Consider the following 24,543-nt stretch of genomic DNA (forward strand, 5'->3'; position numbering starts at 1 on the left):
TTAAGCTGCCTCTTGCCTATGAAGGGCTGTTTCTATTTCATCAGGATGGGTTTCGGCGTAGCGCCATGCGTTTGCTAGGTCGGTTGCGGTGAGGGTGGGATAGTCTTCGAGGATGTAGGCTTCGCTTGCGCCTTGGTGTTGGAGGCTTACTAGCAGCCATACGGGTATGCGGGTTTGACGAATGCAAGCGTCACCACCCATGACTCTTGGATTTTTTTCGATGCCTTGCCATGTGTTGCTAAGACTTTGGACTAGGATTTGGATTGCTTGAGATTTTTCTTCGGGGGTTAGGGATAGTAGTTGTGGTTGTAGTTCTTTGAGTGTCATATTATGTCTCCTTTTCTATCGGTAAGTCTCGCAGGTAGTAAAAGCGATCGCACTTTTTCCCGTTCTCCTCTACTCTTCCTAAATATCCTGCCAATGGTGAAGAAAGCTCAATTAGTATTTCTTTTAGTTCTTCTATAGATAGATTCTGTGTATGTGGATTATTAAAAAATACTCCCTCAAGAACTTTTAGCTCTACATCGTTAGCTCTTCTTGAAGATAAATAGGTGCTAACTAAGCTAACAATCTGAGATCGTAGTTTGATCTCATTTTCAACTTTTTGAATATACTCATCAACCTTATGATCGGCTTGACCAGCTATGAGATACGGTCTAAGTTCGATTAAATTTATCGCTCTCGAATGTTTATGATTTAATTCGACTAATTTTTGTAATGATCTTGGGTTAATAATACTGATATTCTTTCTAATCGCTCTTCTTTGAATTTGTGGTGTTGGTTTACCCGCACCGATGATCAGTTTCTGAGCGTTGGCAACTATATGATCCTCAAGATGATCGTCACTTAGATTATCCAATTCGTAAACAGTATTACCAGGTATATTTTTGCCAGATTTACATTCTCCTATTAGTGGAAATGGCTTTGAGCAAAACAAATCTAACCCTCCAGAACCTCCAGCATGAACATGATCAACTGTAAATCCAATAAACTCCAAGCTTTTTTTAACAATATTCTCAAAATCTGTTCCAGCTTTTACATTACTCTTTTTTTCTAATGTTTCGATACTGCGATCGCCTAAAGTTGAAATTGTTTTTATCCAATCTGATTCAGCCTCATTCGGCTGTTCAATATCTGCTATTTGAGCACTTGAATTTTCATCAACTAAATCTACAGTAACTGTAGTATTTGGCTCTACGTCAATAAATCCATCTAGAAGGCTAGGATGTATATCTAGAAATTCATCAGCTATGATAGAAGTAGTCGAAATCTCGTTAGGAATAACTGATAAATCTATGCTTTGAAATTGTTTTTGAGCTTCTTGAAACTGCTCATCATTCAGAATAGGCATCCGCTCAATAATTGTAACTGCTTCTGATAAAGGGACAAAATTACCTGTTGCTTGCGGTTGAACTTGAATGGGATTAGGCAATTGATAAACGCGCAAAGATAATAGAAATATATTTGCGCGTTGTTGAAAGATGCTTTCTAATTCTTCGGTAGACAATGCTGTGAATTTTGAAAGATTTGATAAGGGGAAAGTATTATTAATCGATTCACAGTTTTTACATTCTGCCCAAAATTCGACATTTATTGTCTCTGAGTCTTGAACTTGTAAGTCGGGATAGAGTGCAAAGCATTTGTCGAGAGCAAGAAAAGTTTTAGAAAAAGCACCAACGATTTTTCCACTTTTCAAAGCATCTAAATTTGTTGCCGAAATGCGTAAACCGTTGGCGATGGAAATCATAAAATTTATCTGACTCTAACAAAAAAGTGGTGTTGGTTATTCAAGAAAACTATCGATATCAATATTAACTTCATCAGTAATATCAATAAAAGTTGGTTTTACTTCATTGCTTTCATTCTCAATTACTGGCTCAGCTTCACTATCATCATCAGAAATGATATTTGAAGGATTACTTAGGATTTCTTTAATCAGGAGATTATTGAAGGCGATTTGTGAATCAGCAATAAAAGTTGAAATAGCATCTTCGCTTACACCATATCCTTCGCGCTTGTCATACACAGCAAGAATCGCTATAAGTGGTTTTACTTGTTCAGCTTCTAGATGGATAAATTCACCACCCATCTGATCAAGTTTAATTCGCCAATTGTGTGCTTCCCAATATTTTTTGATCTTACGATCTTGTGAGCGAATCATGCAGCCACGAGTAAGCTTAAATGTGTCATACATTGTCAGCTTATTCATCCTTGAGCCGACAGTCAGCCCATGAGTATGCTGAATTACAGCAACACCGATCACCTCTTCTTTACCATTCTCCGTTGCAATAATCTTAAATTGAATCGATCTATTATTTTCTTTGACAGGCTTAATTTGATTTGTGACATCTTGAATCAGAACATTCTCAATTGTTTGTCCTCTGAGGGTCGTCAATCCAAGATAGATCGCTCTGGCGATAAGTTCACTGTCATCCAAGAAATCTTCACCATCTTGAGATAATTCTCTTTCATAGGCTTTTTGAATCAAGTCTTTCTGGTTAACAGGTTGTGGGGAGACTCTAAAGTTATCACGACACCATTTCAACAATGCTCTGATAGTCGGCTTTTCGCTTCCTAAAGATCTCAGTTTCTCTTCCTCAAAAGGAAACACAGGATTTGGTGGTACAAGGTTGTGAGATTGATAAAACTCTTGAAGCCATAGATCTACGATACTAACAACAGCTTCTCCATCTGCATATTTTAGGTCAAGAGGTTCTGGATATTTTGACGAGAGTCTATCTCCTATTCCCTCTACACCTGATCCTTTAAGAACATTGACAAGTTGTTCCCAAATAGTAGGAGGTATAACTGATAAAATTACAACTCCTTTCGTAACATCAGACTGTTGAATAGCATCAAATAAGTCTTTGACTAGACCTCCAACAACTTGAGATTTAAAGTAACCAGCCTCGTTAACCTCAGTGCCTTCTAGTTCGTCAAAACAGATTAAAATAGGGTTGTAATCAGAAGCTATGCTGATAATCTGTAGTGCTGCACTTAGTGCATCTGCCTCTAATAATTTGATTTCCCTAGTTGGATTTGGCAATCCAAGTTCTTTTGCCTTAGCGTCTGACAACTCTTTACCAGCAAGCCATCTAATCGCAAAAGGGGCATGGGCGGAGTCTCCCAATGTCCATAAAATTGCTCTAACGATATCAGGATCGCCGACTTTTGGTTTTGCTTTAAGGATGGCATTGGTGAGTTTATCAATCAGATCGTGGTTTTTTGCCAAGGCTAGGGGGAATTTTTCAACTAGCTCTAATGCGGGTTTTTTACTGGAAACGACTTGGTTAACCATCGCCGCAGCTAGCTCTTGCCACTGGGTTATGCCCTGTCCATTTGACTGTTTTAGGCTGTCAGCTAAAATCTGGCGAAATTGATAGTGAATCAAATTCAAATCACCATACTTATTTGCGTAGACAAAAAAAGCGCTTTTATCCGCTTGCAAGCGTTGGCGAATACGCCTAATCAAATGGCTTTTTCCCACACCGATTTCGGCTCTGAATGCTAAAGACGTTACCTTGGGTTTACCTGATCTGACTTGCTCAATCACTTCAAAAACTGCATCTGAGGCATGAGCGTTTAAAGTCGTTAAATCAGGAAAACTGCCATTCCAAATATCTTGACCTGTGACAATTGGCGGTACATCAAAGGGATTATTCTTATTGATTACTTTGTAAAGTTCATCAAATGATGACGGTGTAGACATTACAAACCTCTTTTTATTATTTTTTAATTTAATTACCTCGGATCTAATGATTCTCTATAGAAGCTTGGCATAGTAGCGCAATCCGCCTAATTCGGTTGTAATCGAGTCGCGTTCCTTGTCTGGAGTAAGGTCTGCAACTCCACCTGTTATAAACTGAAAAATTTCTTTGGCTTGAGTTTCTAGTAGCCATTTATCAAATTGAGCGCGTGTTACGAGATCGCCGATCGCTCTTCTGATTTGATAAATCGGCACAAGATTACTGAGGTTATAATCTCGGTTGAGTTGTTTATAGGTTTCGATCGCCACAACCTTAAACTCTTCGTAAGTCGAGATCTTAGGCGCGATCGCATCCACACTCACACCAACACCTTGGTTTTGCCTAAACCATCTCAAGGCAGCATTCGCCAACCGACTGCCCACCAACTGACCCTCAAACCCAAAATCCGCCGACAATAAACCCGCCGCCAACTGTTGCGAACCCGCATCCGTCAGCGACAACTTCGGCACTTTCTTATCCATCGTCAAAGCGATCGCGCCACTATCAGCAAGATCGTTCAAACTAACTTCATAAACAGCTTTCTTTTCCTTACCCTTATAGGGGCGCAAAAGCTCACTTTTCTTGACTAGCCCTTGCCCATTTCCCAAGCCCCACAAATTTAGAAGCAAACGAATCTCTGTATTAACTTTACTCATTGTTATTTCTTAGGTTACGAACCCGAACTATGTAAATATCTGCAAAGCAAAAACAAAACTGAAATCAAGCAACTGCACCCACTTTTTTTAGGATAATACTTTTCTGACCTGTTTTCTAAATTTCCAAGGATTAAATCGTTTATGGAAAAGCTTTCTAGCATTGCTAAATGACGTTGATTTGATTTGCAGCAAAGGGATCAAAGCCTAAACTGTAACTCTCAATACTTGAGAGGCATAGCCTAAATCATCATAATGTAAGGATCTACAGGAAGCGCAAGGTGAATCGCCTTGCGCCCTAAGTACCTCAGCATAATTAAAAAACCAGAGCCAAAATCTTTACCGCACGCGCAGCCTATGGCTTTGGGTTTTATATTTAATTGTGCATAGCTTTCTACAGCAATTTCAGACCAAAATAACTACAAAAAATTTTTTGAAAGTTTTGCTTATTAAAAATTTCAAAAAATTTATTGGTTATGGTTTGACCGCAAAGCGCTGTAAAAAAACATGCAGTGCCCAAAATAACTGCATTTAACTTTGAATATCCTCGTATAAGTACCCATAGCCTATGTTTTCGACCAATGCGATCGCCAATCACCTATCTGGATTGCAAATACCTTACACTCTACTTGCCACAGCCGAGGCAGACAATGCTCCAGTTATTTTGTCAGGGGTATTGCTCACCTTCATTGTCATTTACATCGCTAGTAAAGTTGGTAGTGAAATTGCTAAGCGACTAGACCTACCTCCTGTTTTAGGAGAATTAGTTGCTGGTGTGATTATTGGTGTATCCGCATTGCGCTTAGTCATCTTTCCTGAAGGTGGTTTTGCTGCATCGGACTCTTTGATCATGTCGGGCTTGCAGTTGCTCAACAACCTATCACCCGAAGCCGTTAATAGCATATTTGCAGAACAAAGCGAAGTAATTTCGGTAATAGCTGAATTGGGCGTAATTGTCCTTCTATTTGAGATTGGTTTAGAGTCAGATTTGCGCCAACTCAAAGAAGTCGGTATCCAAGCTTTTGTAGTTGCCTTTATCGGAGTGACTGCTCCCTTTGCGGCTGGGACACTCGGACTAATGTACTTCTTCCATGTTGCCGCGATTCCCGCTATTTTTGCAGGAGCGGCTCTTACAGCAACCAGTATTGGCATTACATCCAAAGTCCTAGCAGAAATCGGTCAGCTAAAATCCAAGGAAGGACAAATCATCGTTGGTGCTGCTGTCATCGATGACGTATTGGGAATTATCGTTTTAGCAGTGGTAGCGAGTTTGGCGAAAACAGGTGAGGTTGATATTACCAACGTCGCTATTCTCTTAATCAGCGCGATCGCCTTCTTGTTTGGAGCAATCTTGTTAGGTGGTTTCTTTAACAAAAGTTTTGTTGCAATAGTTGATAAGCTCCAGACTCGCGGCAATATCGTCATTCCTGCTTTTATCTTTGCCTATGTGATGGCTTTTATCGGGAATGCAATCCATTTAGAAGCAATTTTAGGAGCCTTCGCCGCAGGCTTGGTACTTGATGAAACGGATGCTCGCAAAGAATTAGATGAACTGGTTAAACCCATTGCGGATTTACTCGTACCCGTTTTCTTTGTGACTGTAGGAGCAAGAGCCGATCTCAGTGTCCTCAATCCGATGATCCCTGAAAACCGCAGCGGCTTATTAATCGCAGTATTTATGCTCGCAGTGGCGATCGCGGGTAAAGTCATCACAGGTTGGGTCGTTTTTGGCATACCCGATATCAATCGCCTAGCGATCGGTGTGGGTATGATTCCCCGTGGTGAAGTCGGTCTAGTATTTGCAGGGATTGGTACGGCTAGCGGTGCGCTCGACAAGCCTCTAGAGGTAGCCATTATCATCATGGTAATCATGACCACATTCCTTGCACCTCCATTTCTGCGGATAGCCTTTGGGAACCCCAAGGAACCGACAGCAAGTGGAGAATTAGCATAAAAAGAAAGGCGGCTCTTTGAGTCGCCTTTCTTTTTAAAACCTAAGAAGAGAATGGCGGCGCATCGCGCCGCCATTCTCTTCTTAGGTTTTAAAAGCAATAAAATTTGCTGGATCTTGATCGCGGCGATTTCTGACAGGAATGGGCGGACTTTGGCGATCGCCTACTAAAGCAGCAGTTCTCTCTAGAGCTTCTCTCAGACGCTTAGCAGCATAGATTGACATGTCGCGAGGTACGCTAATGCGATCGCGCAGATATCGCAAAGCAATATCAGAATCAGATGGAGGTATACATTCCTCATCAGTCATCATATTCGTTAAAGCACAACGCAAGGCAAGATCAAACAATTGATTGTCCGCAGGATTGACTTTAATAATATTATTGCGATGCTTGATTACTCTTTGCAGTGCTTCCTGCCGAGAGTTAGCTGGCTCAGGATAAGTCACATCTGGAAGTCCAAACCAAGAGCCATAATCTACTCTTTCTTTATTAATGAGCATCTGCGGTTCGCCATTCTCATAGCAGCCTCCCATCTGTGGCGGCAAGTCATGAGCATGGGTATGAAAGTCGCTTTGAGTGCCCCGATAGGTTAGACGGCTTTCCATGGCATCAAACCAAGCGGACATACGCGGATTGACTTCGCGCATGGAGTAGCCTTTGTAATAGTAGAGACTAGCATTCATCCGCTCTACATAGGGCGTAAAAATTACATCCGCAGTACCAAAATCTTCAAGAAAATAGGGGCTAGGTGTATTAGCTAACACCTCTTCTACTTTTTGCATAACCTCGATAAATTGTTGACGATGGCGTTGCTCTTGGGCTGCGGAACTGACAGGACGACAGAGCCATTCACACCAAGCTCTAAACAAGGTTCTTTCTAGTCTTCTAATCGGGATTACTTGAGAGTCGGTCATGCCATGACGAAGAGAGCCAAAAACTTTTTCTAGGGCTATTAAAATGTCATCGCTTTCAGTAATGATCTTTCCGTCTAATGCGATCGCAGGCAACATTCCTGAAGGAACAATCCGTTTGTACCAACTTTCCTTCTCGCCATAACAAAACATAGTTACTTTTTCAATGCGATAGGGAATCTGCTTTTCCTCTAGCCACAGCCAAATCTTTTGACAGTAGGGACACCATGCATGATGGTCGCGATACAGTGTCACGCGCACATCAGCTTCAGCATATCCAAATAGCCGTAAATTGGCTTGTGCATTAGTGGAGCCATTGACAGTATCTATTTGGAAGTCTGTGAGGGATTCTAGCTCTTTCCAGCTTAGGGATGCGATAGTCATAGAAAAAATGTAGTGATGAGAGCTGATAAGCTTAATAAATCCATCATATAGCAGTTTTCATTTTGCTATGGCAAAATGAAAATTAAAAGACCTTAACGGGATCAATTTTTTTGTTTTTAAGTGAGTATGTACTCATCTAAAAATCTCCATTACATAGAAATTTTTAATTTGTTGCTGGTGAGAATTTTACATTACCATTCTAAAAATCCAATAATTATCTAGAGTCCGACAATCTAAGGCTTTAAAACGCATATAGAGGTTTTTAAATGACCGATTTACTAAAAACATAAAAAATGTAGAAGCAATTCATGAATTGTTCCTACATTTTTTGTCCCATCCTCAACTGAAATCCTCAATAACTCAATTCTAATCAAGCGATATGGCGGTTTTCATGTTCACATAAAATTGTCGTAAACTATAGAAGAATATAGCCACTCTAAATGATTTGTGAGAATATGTTTTTTTACGACATATTCTCGCAAATCATTGCATCTCAAAAATGGATTAGAATTGTTATATTAAGTGTAATAATTATTTTATATAGACATATTAAGATTCCTTGAAACGCAACGAAATGAAGGTAAATATAGCGAAAGTAAGAGGGGAATAATTAGTCATGATACTCGTTACGGTCGGTACTGAGCAATATCCATTTAATGCCTTGATGGATTGGGTTGACTTATTAATTAAAGAGGGAATAATTAATGAGGAAGTAACCATTCAATATGGATCGTCAACACGATTTCCTGACGATGTTAAGGTAAGCAAAGTCATGCCTGAGTCGCAGTTTAGGAAATATATTGAGCAATCAAGCGCAGTAATCGCCCATTGCGGCGAGGGGACAGCTTTATTACTTGAAGACTTTGACAAGCCCTATATCTTAGTTCCACGAACATCAAAATTCCATGAGCATGTGGACAATCATCAGCTTGAAATGGCTGATGACTTAGAAAACCAAGGCGTATTAATTGCCAGATCTCCTGCGGATTTAGCGAAATTCCTAAAATTAATTACCATTTCCCGCAAGGCTCTAACTTTTGCTGAGGATAAGTATCTATGTGATTATTTGAGCGATCGCTATCCTAGTCAAGACTACGCCAAACTGATGTTGGTTTGCTCGTCGGGTGGTCATTTCAAAGGTCTTCAGGGGTTACGCCAATATTGGCAAACATATTCACAGAGAACTTGGATAACCTTTAAAACTGGCACGACAGCAACGGAACTAACCGAAGAAAAAGCCTATTGGGCATATAGTCCTACCAATCGTAATATACCTAATTTAGTCAGGAATTTATTGTTAGCGATTCGTTTATTACGTAAAGAACGTCCTGCTTTGGTGCTCTCGACAGGGGCTGGAGTGTCAGTCCCGTTCTTGGTGGCTGCTAAGTATTTATGTAAAAGCAAAATAATTTTTGTAGAGTCCAAGACTCGTATCCGCGATTTAAGCCTCTCCGCTCGCCTCCTAAGAGCATTAAAAGCCTTAGATTTGCTGATTGTTCGGGCGGAGGAAATTGCTCACCTATACCCTGAAGCAGTATTTATCCCGATGGGAAGCGATCATGAATCGGTGAAGGTTGGCTTACAGGATGTCCAAATCGCTAGTTTTCATGACACCATCTTAATCAGCACACCCCAAAATATATTTAATCCCGAAGCACGTAAATTAAAAGATGATTTTCGGCAATTATGCCAAGAGGAAGATAGCTTTCGCAAAATCATTATCGATATGTCGAAAACTAATTTCATCGATAGCTCAGGCGTTGGCGCTTTGGTATCTTGTTTAAAAGTCTTACGAGAAATGGATAGTAAGTCAGACAATCTCGAACCAACTGAACTCGTGCTTTGGAGCGTCAATGTTCAAGTTCTAGCGGTTTTAAAGATGACTAATCTTGATGAGATTTTTCATATTGAACCAGCTACGCGCACTAATCGTTTCCCAAGTCGAAAAAGCTTGCGATCGCTTCAAAACAAATCCCATCGGATTGCCACCACTTTTCATCGTGTCTATCAGGCACTCATTAATATCCCTGTAATCTGTGCGATCGCCTATGTGATGTATTTTTTCTATCCTGCGATCGAGCTAGATCCTATTGTACCTGTGCATCCATCAGTTCGTAGTTTCCCAAAACGACTCTTGGATATTGTAGGAGCTTTAATTGGCTTAAGCATAACTGCTATTTTGTTTGTGCCAATTGCGATCGCTATTAAGCTTGAGAGCCAAGGTCCGATTCTATTCAAACAAAAACGAGCAGGACTAATGAGCAAGCCTTTTGGGATTTGGAAGTTTCGCTCAATGGTAAAAAATGCTGAGATGTTGAAGCAAAAGGTTGCTAACGAAATTGCAGATTCTAGCACTGGGAAATCAACAGACAGAGATAACGGTAAGTTTTTCAAAAATAGTAATGATCCTAGAATCACCAAGGTTGGGAAATTCCTCCGAAAAATGAGCTTCGATGAGTTTCCTCAATTTTGGAATATACTGATAGGAGATATGAGCCTGATCGGAACCAGACCTCCAACTTTTGGTGAAGTTGGACTATATGAGCTAGAGAATGAGTATACTGACGAAAAAATGACTGAATGGAGTCGGCTTGATGTTAAGCCAGGACTAAGCGGAGTTTGGCAGGTTAGTGGCAGATCTTCTGTTCGGAGCTTTGAGGAGGTAATGAACTTTGATTTGACTTATAAAAAAAATTGGAACTTCGGATATGATCTCTGGCTTATCTGGAAAACTATTGCAGTCTTATTTGAAAGAAACAATGCCGCAGTCTAGCGATCGCAAGATCAAAACCAACAAAATGGAAGTCTTGGGAGCAATAGCGATCGCAACAATTGCGATTAACATTTTTGCTAGTCAACCTGTATCGGCTTTGCCTCTATCCCCAGGCGATCGCATTCGGTTGCTCATTCCAGAAGGTGAGTTATTTAATGGGATCTATGAAGTCGATACAGATGGAACAATAGCGATCCCTTATCTTCCAGCCATACCAGCTGTTGGTATAGAAATCCCGTTACTTCAGGAGCAAATTAAAAATCAGTTAATCGAGAAAAAATATTTTAGAGCAAGTTTTTTACAAGTCTCACTTACTCCACTAGTCTTGGCTCCAATCGAAGTAAATGTCTCTGGCGAAACTTTTCAGCCTGGACGGGTGCAAATCAATAACCGTAGTCCAGAAGTTCGTGCTCAGCAACTTTCTCAATCATCAGGAGACTATGCTCCTGAAAGATTTTTGACTGCGGCTTTACGAGCAGCAGGGGGGGTAATGCCAACTGCTGATGTTACTCAAATTACTGTTATTCGCCAAAACAAGAAGATCACTGTTGATTTTACAGGGATTTTCTCTGGGGAAGATGTGACAGATATACCGCTAGTTGCAGGTGATGTGGTCATAGTTCCGAAAAGACTGGCAATTGATCCAAGGATTGTGCGTCCTTCTCAGATTACACCACCTGGTATTTTGGTTTTTTTATCTAATTTATCGATACCTGCTAATAGTAATTCCACGGCGGGGATTAACAAGGATTCTACAGGTTTCCCCTATGGAGCAAGATTTTCTCAAGCTGTGGTTGCCGCAAACTGCGTTGGAGGTACAACAACAACTAATGCTGCTCGTCGAGCAGTTCTTGTTCGCGTTAACCGTGCGACTGGCGAAACTGTAGCGATCGATCGAGCTGTTGAAGATTTAATCCGCAATTCCAAAGATGATGTAACTAACCCTTTTTTAATGCCTCAAGACAGCGTTTCCTGCTATGATTCAACTGTTACAGAAGTACGAGGTGTTTTAGATTTTATTGGCGATATTCTTAATCCAATAAAATTGATTCGAGATATTTTTAGTGGGAGTAATCTATGAGTAAGGAACCTACTATAGAAAATATCGATCTAGAATCTCCTAAACAATCGCCAAGTTCGGGATGGTGGGTTTATTTGGTATTGGGATTAGTTCTCAATGTGGGGATTTGGGCAGGAGCGCTGTTGTATTTAAAAATAGCTAAGCCTAAGTATGTTAGTAAAATGGCAATTATTTTACCAGGAGGAAATGTGGGGGCTAATGTGAATCTACCAACCATCGGTCAAGCTTCTTCTTCCAGTACTGCTAATTCTGGGGGGTCTTCCCTAGATCCTCGGGCAAATTATCAATACATTCTCAACGATGAACCTGTATTAGAAGAAACGGCTAAATTTCTAAATATCAAGACATCAGAATTAGGAAAGCCCAAAAGTAAGTTAATTGATAATACTTCCATATTACAAGTAGAGATTGAAGCACCTACTGCTGAAGCAGCCCAAGAAAGGGGATTTGCGCTTCATAAGAAGCTCATGGAAAAAGTGAATAAGTTGCGTCAAGATGAAATTTCCAAGAGAGATGATGGTACGCAGGTAACGCTGGATTCAGCAAAAATCAAATTAGCAGAGACGCAACAGAAATTAGCGGCTTATAAAAGCCGATCTGGTCTAAGTACCACTGAGCAGGTGAAAGAAGTAGCTGTCAGCCTAGAGCAATTACGGAAACAAAGAGCGGAAATGCTTGCTCAAGATATATTATTAAGCGATCGCCTTCAGCAATTGTCTGACAGTCTAGGATTGAGTGTAAATGAAGCTAGTGATGCCTTTACATTACAGTCAGATCCAATTTATCAACAGAGCCTCAGAGATTACAGTGACTCAACTGCAACTTTGACGGTTCTAAATTCTAAATGGGGCGAAAATCATCCTAATGTGGTTAAAGAATTGGCCCGTCAACGCAATGCTAGTGAAGCCGTTACCAATCGCGCTAGTTTTCTATTAAAGCGGCGCTCAAATTTGCAAGAGCTTGCCAAACTAAATTTAAATGTGGCGGGGAGCACTGGCAAAGAAAGCCTCTATCGTGATTTGGTGGCAGTTCAGGCGGAGCAGAGAGGAGTGTCTGGTCAAGCGGATGAAATCAGTCGCCAAATTGAAAATTTTGACAATCGATTGCGTGACTTGACCCAAAAACAATTGGAACTCGATCGCTTACAACGGGATGCTCAAGTTGCCGAAGCTGTTTTCGCTTCTTCCCTTGCCAAAATTGATTTAAGCAAGTCTGATATCTTTACCGCCTATCCCTTAGCCCAACTACTTTCACCGCCCAGCTTAGCCGATGAGCCTGCATCCCCACAACCAAAAATTGTTTTAGCTGGTGCATTTGTGGGATCACTATTTGTATCCATAGGTACATTTTTGCTATGGAAGCGGAATTTGATGATCCTGAAACGCAACAAAGAGTTTGAGTATGGGGAAATTGACCATCCTGAAGTGAAGGAGTTACCCACTTTACGCGCTATCCCTAATAGCGATCGCAGCAAAATGGGATAGCCACTATGAACATCGCCAAAATTTTCCAGACCCCTGAACATTTAAGAATCACTCCAGAAAACCTCGAAGAGAAATTGGTGTGGTATGCGATCGTGGGAACTTTTGCGATTTATTTTATTGGTGGTCTATACGTCCTTGGTGCAGTTTTACCTTGGCTCTTATTGGGATGTTTATGCTTGCGTTGGTGGTGTCAGAATCCCAATACACCTTTATGGGAGCGTATTCGTGTTCCTGTTGGAGTTTGGATTTGGATTGGTGGCATGATGCTAATGCAATTGTCTCTAATCATGGGGCATCTAGATTATTACTTAGATATGGGACAGATTATTAAATCCTCCATTGGCTGGGCAAAGGGATGGGCGCTCTTGGCTTTGTTCCCAATGGCAGGATGCTTGCCAATTCGACCAAAGTTACTCTATCGGGCGGCTGCCTTGGTCTGTACGATGGTGTTTTTGTTCTCTCCGATCTTTATTGCCGCTTACTATGTCAAACTTCCCGAAAAACTATTTATTTCTCCATTGCAAGCAATCGGTGGCCCTGGCCCAGAATTTTTTGAATTCCGTCTCTATGAAATTGACCCAGGAGACAATACGCCACGTTGGCGATTATTTACCCCATGGGCTCCAGCATTAGGCTTTGTCGCTAACATTTACTTCTTTATGATCTTGCGTGAACCTTGCAAAAAATGGAAGTACCTCGGTATCGCTGGCTGCATTATGATGTGTCAGATTTCCAAATCTCGGTTAGCCTTGCTCTGTTTACCTGTAGTTTGGATTTTAGTAGAACTCCTATCACGAATTTCTCGAGCACTTTCGTTGATGATCACAGGAGCGATCGCAAGTACTGGGGGAGTTACTCTGCCCATGTTATCTGAAGGACTGGAAAAATTTTCGGAACAATTTACCGCCGCTCGTAAAGATTCTTCAAGGGTAAGAGCAGCCCTCGGCAGAATTGCGATCGAACGTTGGCAAAATGAAGCGCCAATATGGGGGCATGGCATCGTCGAGAGCGGGCCGCATATGGTGGAATATATGCCGATTGGCTCCCATCACACTTGGTATGGATTGCTTTTTGTCAAAGGGATAGTGGGCTTTGGGGCTCTAGCAATTCCAATAATCTATAGCTTTATTGATTTGCTGATCAAGTCTCAACGTAGTGATACTGCGAAGTTGGGCTTAACGATGTTGCTGGTAATTTTTCTATATACCTTTGGCGAAAATTTAGAAATTCTTGCCTATTTATACTGGCCAGGACTACTCGGGATCGGTATGGGATTTCTAGAGCGTCCTCTTGAGAAACCGATTGAAGCGATCGCCCAAAACACGAATAAAACTACTAATATAAATACGGAAGAATTGACCCCATGACATTGCCAACTGAGTTTAAGAAACCCAAGCCCAAAGTTATCCATCTACTTAGCGATCGCAATGTAGGTGGCATTAAAAGTACTAGTAGCAGTCTCACTAATTCTCGGCTCAAAGAAAAGTTTGAATTTCTATTTCTCTCCGAGAGCGAAGCCTTAGCTAAATTGTCAGAAATCAAACCCGATGTCGTAATTTGGCATGATCCCTGCTCATGGCGATCTCTATGGCGATTAATTCGCTTCCGCTTGGCGACTAAATTATTAATCCAAGAACACCATTACTCTGAAAGCTTTGAATATTGGAAAGTGCGATCGCCTTGGCGATTTCGCATCATGTTGCGAATTAGCTACGGGATTGCTCAGTTAGTAGTTGCTATTTCAGAAGGACAAAAAAATTGGATGCGATCGCATCACCTTGTGCAATTAAAAAATCTGGCAATGATCCAGCAATGTCGAACCCTCGATCAGTTTTTCTCTGTACCTGAAAAGCCTCGTAGCAAGATCCTTGTACTTGGAGCTTATGGAAGATTTGATCAGCAAAAAGGCTTTGACACATTGCTCAGAGCGATGCAACAAGTCAAAACCCCCGATATTAAATTACTAATTGGCGGTTATGGCGAACATGAGGACTTATTGCGATCTCTGGCGGCTGGTGATCCCCGTATTCATTTTGTCGGTTCTCTATCTGATGTACCTTCATTTTTAGCTCAATGTGATGTAGTAGTGATACCTTCCAACTGGGAACCGTGGGGTAATGTTTGTTTAGAGTCCAAAGCCGCAGCAAAAGCCGTGATTGTTTCGCAGGTCGATGGACTCAGCGAACAAGTTGCTAACTGTGGGCTGCTCGTACCTCCAAACGATCCAACATCTTTAGCTAAAGCCATCAATATGGTTGATGAAATGTCTGCCGAAGACTTGATTACATGGGGGAAGACTGGAAGACAGTTGGTCGTTAATGCTTGGGAAGATTACTTGATTTCTTGGGAGGGCTTACTATGTCGGCTATTAGCAAGTTAATAGATACAGTCAAACAAAAACTAGCTAGTCGATTCCTCCAAAATTTAGGTTGGCTAGGTTTATCGGAACTGTTTATTCGGATCTCAAGGTTAGCGGCTACTGTTATCCTCGCAAGACAGCTTTCTAAATATGAATATGGATTAGCAGCTTTAATTCTCACTACCAACACTTTTATAGAAGTGTTTACCCAAAATGGTATTTGGGATAAGCTAGTTCAAGCAGATGAAAAAGATATAGAAACCTTGTCTCAAACTTCATATTGCCTGAACTGGATCGTCTGTTCCGTTCTATTTCTTCTCCAATGCTTTATTGCTTTTCCTATAGCTTGGTTCTATCAAGATCAAAATTTGATTTTACCGATTTGTGCGATGGCTTTTGTTTATCTGCTAATACCATTCGGACTAGTCCAAGCTTCACTATCCCAGCGCGAAAATCGCCTGCATGTTCTAGCTTTAGCTAATGGGGTACAAGTTTCTCTTGACAACGTCTTAACAATTGTTCTAGCTTTTTGCGGTATCGGAGTTTGGGCAGTCATTCTACCCAAAGTCATTGTTGCACCGATTTGGGTGGCAATCAATTACTTTAACCAATCATGGCGACCTAGCAAGGAGTTCTCACTTAAAGGATGGCAGGAAATTATTCGTTTTGGTCGTAGCATTTTAGGGATCAAGACAATGAATACGCTTAGAAATAACCTTGATTACTTGATAGCGGGTAAATTCCTTGGGGTTGAGTCACTGGGAATTTATTACTTTGCATTTAATGCAGGATTGGGAATTAGTATGAGTGCGATCGAGGCTCTAGACTCAGCACTATTTCCCCATTTATGTGCTGCTCGTGGTGAACCAGATAAATTTAAAGAACGTTACTTTAGCAGCCTTAAAACGATCGCTTGGATTGTTGTACCACTTGTGCTCTTGCAGTCTAGTCTTGCACCAATTTATGTGCCAATCATTTTCAGTGCTAAGTGGTTGCCAGCTATACCAATTTTGATCTTGATTTGTCTTTCTGCTATTCCTCGACCTTTTGCTAATGCTGCTGCAAGAGCATTATGGGCTTTGGATAAACCAGATTGGGATCTTAAATGGAATATATTCTTCACGGGTTTCTTTGCGATCGCATTACTGATAGGCGTAAATTGGAATATCATCGGTATCGCTGTAGCTGTGCTTTTGGCGCATTGGCTCGCTTTACCAATTTATACTCTTTGGGTAAATCGATATGTTCGCTCTTTATAGCTGTCAAACCCAAAATAGAGTTGCGCCGCAACTCTATTTTGGGTTTGACCTCTTCAACTTGTATTTTATTAATTATTTTCTAAAAGGATGTTTGGAATATGGCAGGGCTATACGCAATCATTGGCGAACAAAATTCTGATCGAATTGTCAAAGCCGCAGAGCGGCTAAAGTTCTTTCCCAATGAGCAAATTGATATTTTTTCTGAACGCCACATTTCTATCGCTTGGGTGAGTCAAGATCCTCCACTTTTGTTTGCACCTGCTTATCACCCTGAGACAGGCGTGCGTATATTCACGTCTGGTCGTGTGGCATGGGATGAGCCAGACTGGCAGCGGGCAGAAAAAATGAGTCACCTTAAGGGCGGACTAAGCAATCGACTCATTCTCGATCGCTATCTTCAAGGTGACATCTCCGCCATTGAGCGGCATAACGGCTCGGCAATAGTTTTGGTCTGGAACCCGCGATCGCAGAGATTGCATTGCTTAAGTGATCATTTTGGTGGTCATCCCCTATTTTTATATTCACCCGAAAAAGTTGAGGGTTGCGTGATCTCCACTTTTGCAGATGCGATCGCATCTGATGCTGAAGTAAGAACTACACCTGATCATGTCTCCATGGCTGAATTTCTAAAAGAATGGCAAGCTACACCACCGCACACTTATTACAACGAAATCAAATACGCGGGAGCCGCCAAGCACCTATGTTGGGATTTAGCTAATACCACCTATTCCGAGAGTGAATATTGGAAACCTCACCAAGATGGATACTTTGACAACTTACAGGATACCGTCAACCTGCTTGCTGATACCCTAAGCAATGCGATTCGGATCCGCACATTACCGCGACTTGGCAAAACGGCTACTTTTATCAGTGGCGGTATGGATTCTCGGCTATTGGTATTTGCCGCAGCCGATCCCTCAACGATGGTGGGAGTTAATTTATACGATGTTCCCAATCGAGAATCAGGATTATCACAAAAGCTCTGCGAGTCCGCAGGGGTCGAATATATTGGCTTTGCAAGAGATAAAGACTACTATCCCCGTTGGATGAAAAAGGGAGTAAGTGTTTCTGGCGCAATGTGGTCTCTGGAAGACAATCACTTTATTGGTACGCATGAGTTATTACAGCAAATTGGAGTTTCGACAGTACTATCAGCTTGCTCTGCCGACATGCTATTTAAAGGTGAGATATTAGACAAAGAGTTTGTCAAGCTATTTGGAAAGTCACTGCCCTTCTTTCGCTATAAAAGCCAACGTGTAGAGAGCTTTCTTCCCTATCCTGAATACCAGTCTCCCCCCTTTCCTCCAGCTTTCAAAGCACAGATGAAACAACGATTTGCGAACTATTTTGAGGGCGTACCCACTCGGCTCAGATCTGATAGCGATCGCCTTAAAGTTGAGAATAAACGCATTCGTCCACTTTGTTATGTACCCGCAAGTTCAGGACAAACTATGTATCGGGCTTTTGCCTATGATGATTTTTTTGCTGATCGCGCGATCGCTGACTTATATAGCCGTATTCCCGCAAAATGGAAAATAAATCGCTTACTATGGGGCAAAGTTGTCGCTAAAATTTGCGGACAAGATATTCTTGATGCTAACTATGGTTGGCGACCTGGGGCTTCCACTATCGAAAAATTCCTTGTTTTTTCAAGAGACTGGTTTCGTAGGCGGTTAGGTGAAATATCAACAGTTGGGAATCAAGGACTTGCAACAGATGGCTCCTGGCCAAATCTAGGTTGGTATATTCAAAATAGTCCAACACTCAAGCAAACATGGGAAGAAGCTCCTTTAGAAGATCGTCAGCTACTTGCAGAATTATGGGGAAGCGATCCTTGGCAAATATCTCTCAATCAATGGGCTAAGTCGCCAAATGATTTTTTTCGTTTTATGACGCTACTCAACTATTGGGATATGCGTGATTAGGATAGGTGGACAAAGCGCCGCCTATCCTAATCCTAAAATTATCGGTCAATAACAGGAAACTATAGAAAGCCATGGTTAAAGCATCAGTGATTGTTCCAGTTTATAACGTGGAACGATTTATCAAAGAAACGATCGCATCAGTCTTAGCCCAAACCTTTCGAGATTTTGAACTAATTATCGTTGACGATCAATCTCCAGATGGCAGTATTGCTATTTGTGAGCAATTTGCTGATCCCCGCATCCAGATTGTCCATCAAAAAAATCGCGGCTTAGCAGGAGCGAGAAATACGGGCATTCGTCATGCAAAAGGGGAATATATTGCGCTGCTGGATAGCGATGATCTCTGGTTACCAGAAAAGCTGGCAAAACATGTTCAACATCTAGAATCAAATCCCAAAGTTGGTATTAGTTTTAGCCGTTCCGCTTTTATTGATGAGAATAGTAAATCTCTGGGTACATACCAAATGCCAAAACTAACAGGTATTGACGCTCCACATTTGCTCTGTCGTAACCCGATTGGCAACGGCTCAGCTCCCGTGATTCGTCGTGACGCGCTTGAGGGTATTAAATTTCAAGACAATCTCTATGGTGAAATAGAAGACTTCTATTTTGATGATCAATTCCGTCAGTCAGAAGATATTGAATGCTGGATTAGGATTGCTATTCAAACTAATTGGCAAATTGAAGGCATTCCCGAACCGCTCACGCTCTACCGTGTTAATCCTGACAGCTTATCTGCAAACATGACTAAACAACTAGATTCATGGGAAAAGGTAATGGCAAAAACCCGCACCTATGCTCCCGATTTATTAGCAAAGTGGGAATCTCTTGCCCGTGCCTATCAATTCCGCTACCTCTCCCGCCGTGCTATTCGCAACAAAGATGGCAAAGCGGCAGTAAACCTTGTAAATCGCGCCTTGGCAAGCAATTGGAAAATCTTAATTTATGAACCGATGCGATCGCTGCTCACAATTTTTGCGGCTTATCTGATGTGGATGCTGCCTCGTGGCTTGTACAACGGCATAGAAAATCTTGCTCTTAAGTTCACAGGTGATAGCCAACGCAAAGCGATCGCAAAAAGCAAGAAGTAGTCTAAAGCTAAAGCCCAAAAGAGAGTTGCGACACAAAGCACCGCAGCTCTCTTTTGGGTTTTAGGACAATATAAATCCCATGACAGTCCATAGGTTTTCTGTAAATTTTCAGGAAATCAGCGATGATAAAGCTGTATATTGGCTAGAGTGACATTTTATCGATACAAAATTTAAAAAACCTTGATTGCAACTCCCATTAAACCAACTGTAACGACAAGACGACCTGTATTTCCTTTCACCGCCGTGATCGGACAGGAAGAAATGAAGCTCGCCCTGTTGCTCAACGTCATCGATCCTAAAATCGGTGGAGTAATGGTCATGGGCGATCGCGGTACGGGCAAATCCACCACCGTTCGCGCCCTTGCCGACCTCCTACCTGAAATCGAAGTTGTTGCTGACGATCCATTTAGCAGCCATCCCACTGACGGCGACTTGCAAAGCGAAGAAGTGCGCCGCCGTGTTGCCAATGGCGAAACTCTACCAGTCACTACTAAGCAAGTCATCATGGTGGACTTGCCCCTTGGCGCAACCGAAGATCGTGTTTGCGGCACAATTGATATTGAGAAAGCTTTATCGGAAGGGGTGAAAGCCTTTGAATTAGGGCTATTAGCAAAAGCAAATCGCGGTATTCTCTACATTGATGAAGTCAATCTTCTAGACGATCACTTAGTCGATGTGCTGTTAGATTCTGCGGCTTCGGGATGGAATACCGTTGAACGAGAAGGGATTTCTATTCGTCACCCTGCCCGCTTTGTATTAGTCGGCTCTGGCAACCCTGAAGAAGGCGAATTGCGTCCGCAATTACTCGATCGCTTTGGCATGTATGCCGAAATTCGTACTGTACGCGAGCCAGAATTACGAGTGCGTGTAGTTGAAGAGCGCACTAATTTTGACGGGAATCCTCACGGCTTTCTGAAGGAATATTCGGATCGCCAAGAAGAACTCCAAGCCAAGATCGTGAGAGCACAAACTCTTCTCAGTGAAGTGGATATTCCTCAAGATCTACGCTTGAATATCTCCAGAGTTTGCTCTGAGCTTAATGTCGATGGTTTGCGCGGCGATATTGTCAGCAATCGTGCTGCTAGAGCGATCGCGGCTTTTGAAGGTCGCAAGGAAGTAGAAGTGGATGACATTAAGCGAGTCATCGGTCTATGCCTACGTCACCGTCTGCGTAAAGATCCTCTTGAGTCAATTGATACTGGTTACAAAGTTCTTAAAACTTTCAATCAGATTTTTGGGATTGAAGAAGAATAGAATTAAAAAAGAGTGAAGCATTGCTTCACTCTTTTTTAATTCTATCGCCAAATGCATTAGCACCTAAAAACCAATAAGAGAATGGCTGTGCGAAGCACAGCCATTCTCTTATTGGTTTTTGATTGAGTCGATATGGATTGTCAATTGATTGGCTGCCATCCATTTGGCTCCAATAAATGTAGGTTGCCTTGCGCGTCTCTACGGATAAAGAGTTTAACCTTGCGGTTTTTCTCTAAGAGTTGAGACTGTCCTTGTGGTCCCACCCATCCATTAGGTCGTTTTCCAGTTTTTCTATAAAGGACTTCAATGCTTCTTTTTGAAGTAAGGGTATTTGCTCTGGATAATTCTATGCGATTAACTTGGATTCGAGCCTTATATGAATAATCAGTCCCCATGTCTACTCTCACTTCTCTACTTTGAATGTTGGTCACAGTCCCAAGCACGACATAATCTGACATCGCTTTTAGGTGTTTATCAGAGAGAGGGGGAATCGCTGTGATAGCCATTTCAGGGCTTAACAGAGGTATCCCAAGCCCTATAGCGATCGCAAGTCCCATCCAGATTAGTTTTGTCTTCATCTTGATATATTGTAATTGTGGATTAATATTTGCAAACTTGAATAATAGATAAAATTGTATCTATCATTCCAAAATATGGCAAAGGCGAGAATTATGCTGATTGTGGGGTTGCTGGCGATCGTCTTTTATCATCATCAAGTGCGATCTCTAACAGAGCTTTGTAGACAAAAATAATCACTTCAAAAGTTTGCAAATAGGACTAATCGCGATATTTCTGTTATTCATAATGACTTTTACAAGCAGCAATTAGAATCTCTGTATCAGTTACTTGGTAAACGAGACGATGTTCATCGCTAATGCGTCTTGACCAAAATCCGCTCAGTCCATATTTTAGAGGTTCAGGTTTACCAATACCTGAAAAAGGCGATCGCTCAATATCTTTGATAAGTTCTACTATTTTGTTGTAAATTTTTCGATCCATTTTTGCCCATGTATTATAGTCCTCAAAGGCTTCTGCTTCAAATAGGATGCGTCTTCTCATGAGATAGTATCCCAATTAAGTTCTACGAGATTATTACGGTTTTGGATGTTTTCCACCGCAGTTAGCAATCTCTTTCTATTAGCAGGATTCTGTAATAGAAAAGCGGTTTCATCGCTTTCATATACAACTATCTCGATCTCTTTGTTTTGGAAAGCGGCTTTTAAGCTTTCTAGGAAATTGTTGTCAAGTTCGTTAGCGTTCAATCGATAGCTGATTTGCATTTTGGATAACGCCTAATAGCGTAGATTTATATGATACTTACCATAATATAAGACTTTTAAAGTTTTGGGAGCGATCGCCTTTTGACATTATCAAGCGCGATCGCTAACAGAGCTTTGTAGATAAAAATAATCGATTCAAAAGTCTGAAGATGAGTAAGGTAGATATGAGCGATCGCACAAAATAATCTCTACAAATGGTGATGAAGCTTTTACTCAGGTTCCATTATTTTTTGAAGGGATTCTGCGATGGCTTCATATTGTTGAGGTGTGAGGCTGCCACGATATGCCACAATGCGAGAAATATCTATTGCGCGAACTTGATCTAAAAGAGCAATTGATGGCGATTTTAATCCAGCTACTCCAGCCGAAAATCGCACATATAAATTAGGATTGATATCAGCCCATTCTTGTCCTCTGTCTGTTGTCATGGGGACAACGAAGACTAGAGGAAAGCGCAGTTTTCCTAATCGGCTGGGGATTCCTACAACAATTGCGGGTCTGTAGCCTTCTTGCTTTCTACCGCTAGGATTTTGACTAGGAAATTTTGCTGTTATGACATCACCAATTTGTAAAATATGCTCTGTCATACACCGATCCCAATTTCCCCTGTTTCTGCGATAAATTTAACGGGTAGTCCTTCTTGTAGTTCTCCTTCTTGCCATTCATAGGGTTCATAGTTGTCTAAACTTGATAAGTCGCTCTTTAGCCAGTCTGTGTCTTCTTGAGTACGTGAGTTTTCAGTTTGCCACACTAGATAGTTTAAAAAGCTAAGAACTTCTCGCAGCTTATCATCAGGAACAATTTCCAATCGTTGTACTATCTCGTTTTTAATTGCATTCATACGACTTTTCTCGATTCACACTCAAGTTAGTTTTAGTTTAGCAAACCATAACAGGAAAGGCGATCACACAAATAATCTCTACAAACGGCGATCGCCTTTTGTCATCATCAAGCGAGATCGCATTTTGTAGAAAGAAATAATCGCCTCAAACATCAAAAGTTGAGTAAGACAGAAATTGGAGATCGCCTTTTGTCATCATCGAGCGCGATCGCTAATAGAGCCTTGTAGATAAAAGTGATCGCTTCAAAAGTCAAAATTGAGCTAGGTAGAAATATGAGATCGTACAATATATAAATATTTACAAATAGCAAACATTAGCGTAACGAACTGACATTGATTTTAACTTTGGACAAAAACATGGAAAACTTAGACAAATACAGCAAATGGAAATGGCTGTCAGAGCCAACTACAATCGATAATTCTTATGGTAAAGGTGAAGAATCAGTAGTTAGTTGGCTGGGACGTTCCACTATTAAACGAGCGCAGATATTCAGACAGTTTTTGAAGAGAAACTTAGAGGAAATTCCATTAGAGTATCAAGAGCATTTCATAAAAGCGTTGCAAACTAGGTGGGATAGTACCTTTCTTGAATTTATACTAGCTAGAACTATTCAAGTTTTAGGCGGAAAGTTTTGTATAGAGTTAGAAAATTCAGACGGTAAGTGCCCAGATTTCCTTGTTAGCTTTGGTGGGCAGCAACTAATTATTGAAGTTGTTTCACCCAGTTTCGATAGTGAAGGAGACGAAGATCGAAAAAGAGATGAGAAACTTATTGAAATTATGAATGAAAATACGCCGACTGGTTGGAGTGTTAGCGTGATTCAACTACCAAATATTGGCTATGAAGACTCTAAAAAAGAATTTAGGCGCACATTTGTAGAAATGTGTGGAAACTTGCCAAAAAAACCTCAGGAGAGATGGCATGAGGAAAGTATAAAGATGAAATCGGGACTATTACATCTAGCCTTTTTCCCGAAAATACTGGGGCATAATCCCTGTGTAGGCAGTCGGATGTATCCCATTGACTATATTGGGAGAGCAGAGGATAGAATAAAACGTGCAATTCAGAAGAAACGCAAACAGGTAAGAAACGAGTCTCTGCCTGTCTTATTGGCAATACATGGCTCAGGTTATGGTGTAGAATTTAATGATTTTGATCGTGCTTTATTTGGCTACAAAACCATAGTTGAAAATACTAGGAATAATCTTCAGGAGGCTGTAATTAAACCAGATGGAATATTCCTAGAGTCTGGCAAAGAAGATAAAAGTCCCACATTTGCAGGCATTCTAGCTTTTAAGAGAGTAGATCTTTTTCGCCATCCTGATCCTGTTATCTACCATCACCCAAGATTCTTTGGGGAATTACCAGAAGAGATTATGCTCTTTGAACAAAGAAGGTTGCGAGACACGGCTATAAACATTCAACCTCCAAAACGCAAAAATGTTTTAGCAGACCTTGGTTTTACAAGTAGTGATTGTCTGTAATACTTTCCTACACAAAGCAACAATCATTCTCCTTAACACTCAATTTCAAAATCAAAGTTGTCAAA

Annotated in this window: 21 protein-coding genes; 11 read left to right on the forward strand and 10 right to left on the reverse strand. The window is 41.2% G+C overall.

The features are described 5' to 3' along the window. The 4 genes from PseudUWO311_RS11375 to PseudUWO311_RS11390 form a co-directional block, all read right to left on the reverse strand. Positions 1 to 327, reverse strand: coding sequence for a DUF433 domain-containing protein (locus tag PseudUWO311_RS11375; RefSeq protein WP_142655353.1), 327 nt, complete (start codon positions 325 to 327; stop codon positions 1 to 3). Between the two features lies 1 nt (position 328). Beyond that, positions 329 to 1,696: a DUF1802 family protein gene (locus tag PseudUWO311_RS11380; RefSeq protein ID WP_190303467.1), complete on the reverse strand. Its 1,368-nt coding sequence runs from the start codon at positions 1,694 to 1,696 to the stop codon at positions 329 to 331. Between the two features lie 87 nt (positions 1,697 to 1,783). Then, complete coding sequence (locus PseudUWO311_RS11385; RefSeq protein WP_142655355.1) at positions 1,784 to 3,709, reverse strand: ATP-binding protein; 1,926 nt, start codon at positions 3,707 to 3,709, stop codon at positions 1,784 to 1,786. 54 nt (positions 3,710 to 3,763) lie between these two features. Further along, positions 3,764 to 4,402: a hypothetical protein gene (locus PseudUWO311_RS11390; protein ID WP_142655356.1), complete on the reverse strand. Its 639-nt coding sequence runs from the start codon at positions 4,400 to 4,402 to the stop codon at positions 3,764 to 3,766. 565 nt (positions 4,403 to 4,967) lie between these two features. On the opposite strand from PseudUWO311_RS11390, the gene PseudUWO311_RS11395 reads away from it, so the two are divergent. Continuing rightward, on the forward strand, positions 4,968 to 6,353 hold the full coding sequence (locus tag PseudUWO311_RS11395; RefSeq protein WP_142655357.1) for a cation:proton antiporter: 1,386 nt from the start codon (positions 4,968 to 4,970) through the stop codon (positions 6,351 to 6,353). Positions 6,354 to 6,434: 81 nt separating this feature from the next. On the opposite strand, the gene PseudUWO311_RS11400 is transcribed toward PseudUWO311_RS11395, so the two are convergent. Beyond that, positions 6,435 to 7,646 carry a glutathione S-transferase family protein gene (locus PseudUWO311_RS11400; protein WP_142655358.1) on the reverse strand — a complete coding sequence of 404 codons (1,212 nt, stop codon included), beginning with the start codon at positions 7,644 to 7,646 and terminating at the stop codon, positions 6,435 to 6,437. Between the two features lie 616 nt (positions 7,647 to 8,262). Between PseudUWO311_RS11400 and PseudUWO311_RS11405 the strand changes: the two genes are divergently transcribed. The 9 genes from PseudUWO311_RS11405 (at position 8,263) to bchI (ending at position 20,872) form a co-directional block, all read left to right on the forward strand. Continuing rightward, the gene (locus PseudUWO311_RS11405) at positions 8,263 to 10,419 is read left to right on the forward strand and encodes a sugar transferase (RefSeq protein ID WP_142655359.1); all 2,157 of its coding nucleotides are present in this window, start codon (positions 8,263 to 8,265) and stop codon (positions 10,417 to 10,419) included. Continuing rightward, complete coding sequence (locus PseudUWO311_RS11410) at positions 10,394 to 11,500, forward strand: polysaccharide biosynthesis/export family protein (protein ID WP_223807540.1); 1,107 nt, start codon at positions 10,394 to 10,396, stop codon at positions 11,498 to 11,500. Before PseudUWO311_RS11405 ends, PseudUWO311_RS11410 begins: the two co-directional genes overlap by 26 nt. Further along, positions 11,497 to 12,984, forward strand: a complete 1,488-nt coding sequence (locus tag PseudUWO311_RS11415) for a GumC family protein (protein WP_142655360.1) — start codon at positions 11,497 to 11,499, stop codon at positions 12,982 to 12,984. Before PseudUWO311_RS11410 ends, PseudUWO311_RS11415 begins: the two co-directional genes overlap by 4 nt. Positions 12,985 to 12,989: 5 nt before the next feature. After that, positions 12,990 to 14,351: an O-antigen ligase family protein gene (locus tag PseudUWO311_RS11420; RefSeq protein ID WP_223807541.1), complete on the forward strand. Its 1,362-nt coding sequence runs from the start codon at positions 12,990 to 12,992 to the stop codon at positions 14,349 to 14,351. Then, a complete protein-coding gene (locus PseudUWO311_RS11425) occupies positions 14,348 to 15,364 on the forward strand; it encodes a glycosyltransferase (RefSeq protein WP_142655361.1) in 1,017 nt (338 codons plus the stop codon). The genes PseudUWO311_RS11420 and PseudUWO311_RS11425 overlap by 4 nt, the downstream gene beginning before the upstream one ends. Further along, positions 15,343 to 16,602: a lipopolysaccharide biosynthesis protein gene (locus tag PseudUWO311_RS11430; RefSeq protein WP_142655362.1), complete on the forward strand. Its 1,260-nt coding sequence runs from the start codon at positions 15,343 to 15,345 to the stop codon at positions 16,600 to 16,602. Before PseudUWO311_RS11425 ends, PseudUWO311_RS11430 begins: the two co-directional genes overlap by 22 nt. 98 nt (positions 16,603 to 16,700) lie before the next feature. Beyond that, complete coding sequence (locus tag PseudUWO311_RS11435; RefSeq protein WP_142655363.1) at positions 16,701 to 18,527, forward strand: hypothetical protein; 1,827 nt, start codon at positions 16,701 to 16,703, stop codon at positions 18,525 to 18,527. A 71-nt stretch (positions 18,528 to 18,598) separates the two neighbouring features. Further along, positions 18,599 to 19,618: a glycosyltransferase family 2 protein gene (locus PseudUWO311_RS11440; RefSeq protein ID WP_142655364.1), complete on the forward strand. Its 1,020-nt coding sequence runs from the start codon at positions 18,599 to 18,601 to the stop codon at positions 19,616 to 19,618. Between the two features lie 180 nt (positions 19,619 to 19,798). Continuing rightward, positions 19,799 to 20,872, forward strand: coding sequence for a magnesium chelatase ATPase subunit I (bchI, locus tag PseudUWO311_RS11445; protein WP_190303468.1), 1,074 nt, complete (start codon positions 19,799 to 19,801; stop codon positions 20,870 to 20,872). A gap of 140 nt (positions 20,873 to 21,012) precedes the next feature. Here the strand turns inward: bchI and PseudUWO311_RS11450 are convergent, their stop codons facing one another. The 5 genes from PseudUWO311_RS11450 to PseudUWO311_RS11470 all read right to left on the reverse strand — a co-directional run bounded on the left by PseudUWO311_RS11450 (position 21,013) and on the right by PseudUWO311_RS11470 (position 22,993). Beyond that, a complete protein-coding gene (locus PseudUWO311_RS11450; protein ID WP_142655365.1) occupies positions 21,013 to 21,450 on the reverse strand; it encodes a hypothetical protein in 438 nt (145 codons plus the stop codon). A gap of 217 nt (positions 21,451 to 21,667) precedes the next feature. Beyond that, positions 21,668 to 21,931 carry a Txe/YoeB family addiction module toxin gene (locus PseudUWO311_RS11455; RefSeq protein WP_142655366.1) on the reverse strand — a complete coding sequence of 88 codons (264 nt, stop codon included), beginning with the start codon at positions 21,929 to 21,931 and terminating at the stop codon, positions 21,668 to 21,670. After that, on the reverse strand, positions 21,928 to 22,152 hold the full coding sequence (locus PseudUWO311_RS11460; protein WP_126385820.1) for a hypothetical protein: 225 nt from the start codon (positions 22,150 to 22,152) through the stop codon (positions 21,928 to 21,930). Before PseudUWO311_RS11460 ends, PseudUWO311_RS11455 begins: the two co-directional genes overlap by 4 nt. Positions 22,153 to 22,361: 209 nt before the next feature. After that, the gene (locus tag PseudUWO311_RS11465; protein ID WP_142655367.1) at positions 22,362 to 22,739 is read right to left on the reverse strand and encodes a type II toxin-antitoxin system PemK/MazF family toxin; all 378 of its coding nucleotides are present in this window, start codon (positions 22,737 to 22,739) and stop codon (positions 22,362 to 22,364) included. Then, positions 22,736 to 22,993, reverse strand: a complete 258-nt coding sequence (locus PseudUWO311_RS11470; protein WP_142655368.1) for a hypothetical protein — start codon at positions 22,991 to 22,993, stop codon at positions 22,736 to 22,738. The genes PseudUWO311_RS11465 and PseudUWO311_RS11470 overlap by 4 nt, the downstream gene beginning before the upstream one ends. A gap of 357 nt (positions 22,994 to 23,350) precedes the next feature. Here PseudUWO311_RS11470 and PseudUWO311_RS11475 point away from each other — a divergent pair, with 357 nt between their 5' ends. Then, positions 23,351 to 24,478: a hypothetical protein gene (locus PseudUWO311_RS11475; RefSeq protein ID WP_142655369.1), complete on the forward strand. Its 1,128-nt coding sequence runs from the start codon at positions 23,351 to 23,353 to the stop codon at positions 24,476 to 24,478. Positions 24,479 to 24,543 lie beyond the last annotated feature (65 nt).

It is taken from the genome of Pseudanabaena sp. UWO311 (assembly GCF_006937785.1).
GTDB lineage: Bacteria > Cyanobacteriota > Cyanobacteriia > Pseudanabaenales > Pseudanabaenaceae > Pseudanabaena.

Bases quoted from the DNA above. Each gene is read 5' to 3' on its own strand.
- PseudUWO311_RS11375 (WP_142655353.1), bottom strand. From the start codon at position 327: ATGACACTCAAAGAACTACAACCACAACTACTATCCCTAACCCCCGAA.
- PseudUWO311_RS11385 (WP_142655355.1), bottom strand. From the start codon at position 3,709: ATGTCTACACCGTCATCATTTGATGAACTTTACAAAGTAATCAATAAG.
- PseudUWO311_RS11390 (WP_142655356.1), bottom strand. From the start codon at position 4,402: ATGAGTAAAGTTAATACAGAGATTCGTTTGCTTCTAAATTTGTGGGGC.
- PseudUWO311_RS11395 (WP_142655357.1), top strand. From the start codon at position 4,968: ATGTTTTCGACCAATGCGATCGCCAATCACCTATCTGGATTGCAAATA.
- PseudUWO311_RS11400 (WP_142655358.1), bottom strand. From the start codon at position 7,646: ATGACTATCGCATCCCTAAGCTGGAAAGAGCTAGAATCCCTCACAGAC.
- PseudUWO311_RS11405 (WP_142655359.1), top strand. From the start codon at position 8,263: ATGATACTCGTTACGGTCGGTACTGAGCAATATCCATTTAATGCCTTG.
- PseudUWO311_RS11415 (WP_142655360.1), top strand. From the start codon at position 11,497: ATGAGTAAGGAACCTACTATAGAAAATATCGATCTAGAATCTCCTAAA.
- PseudUWO311_RS11420 (WP_223807541.1), top strand. From the start codon at position 12,990: ATGAACATCGCCAAAATTTTCCAGACCCCTGAACATTTAAGAATCACT.
- PseudUWO311_RS11425 (WP_142655361.1), top strand. From the start codon at position 14,348: ATGACATTGCCAACTGAGTTTAAGAAACCCAAGCCCAAAGTTATCCAT.
- PseudUWO311_RS11430 (WP_142655362.1), top strand. From the start codon at position 15,343: ATGTCGGCTATTAGCAAGTTAATAGATACAGTCAAACAAAAACTAGCT.
- PseudUWO311_RS11435 (WP_142655363.1), top strand. From the start codon at position 16,701: ATGGCAGGGCTATACGCAATCATTGGCGAACAAAATTCTGATCGAATT.
- PseudUWO311_RS11440 (WP_142655364.1), top strand. From the start codon at position 18,599: ATGGTTAAAGCATCAGTGATTGTTCCAGTTTATAACGTGGAACGATTT.
- PseudUWO311_RS11450 (WP_142655365.1), bottom strand. From the start codon at position 21,450: ATGAAGACAAAACTAATCTGGATGGGACTTGCGATCGCTATAGGGCTT.
- PseudUWO311_RS11455 (WP_142655366.1), bottom strand. From the start codon at position 21,931: ATGAGAAGACGCATCCTATTTGAAGCAGAAGCCTTTGAGGACTATAAT.
- PseudUWO311_RS11460 (WP_126385820.1), bottom strand. From the start codon at position 22,152: ATGCAAATCAGCTATCGATTGAACGCTAACGAACTTGACAACAATTTC.
- PseudUWO311_RS11465 (WP_142655367.1), bottom strand. From the start codon at position 22,739: ATGACAGAGCATATTTTACAAATTGGTGATGTCATAACAGCAAAATTT.
- PseudUWO311_RS11470 (WP_142655368.1), bottom strand. From the start codon at position 22,993: ATGAATGCAATTAAAAACGAGATAGTACAACGATTGGAAATTGTTCCT.
- PseudUWO311_RS11475 (WP_142655369.1), top strand. From the start codon at position 23,351: ATGGAAAACTTAGACAAATACAGCAAATGGAAATGGCTGTCAGAGCCA.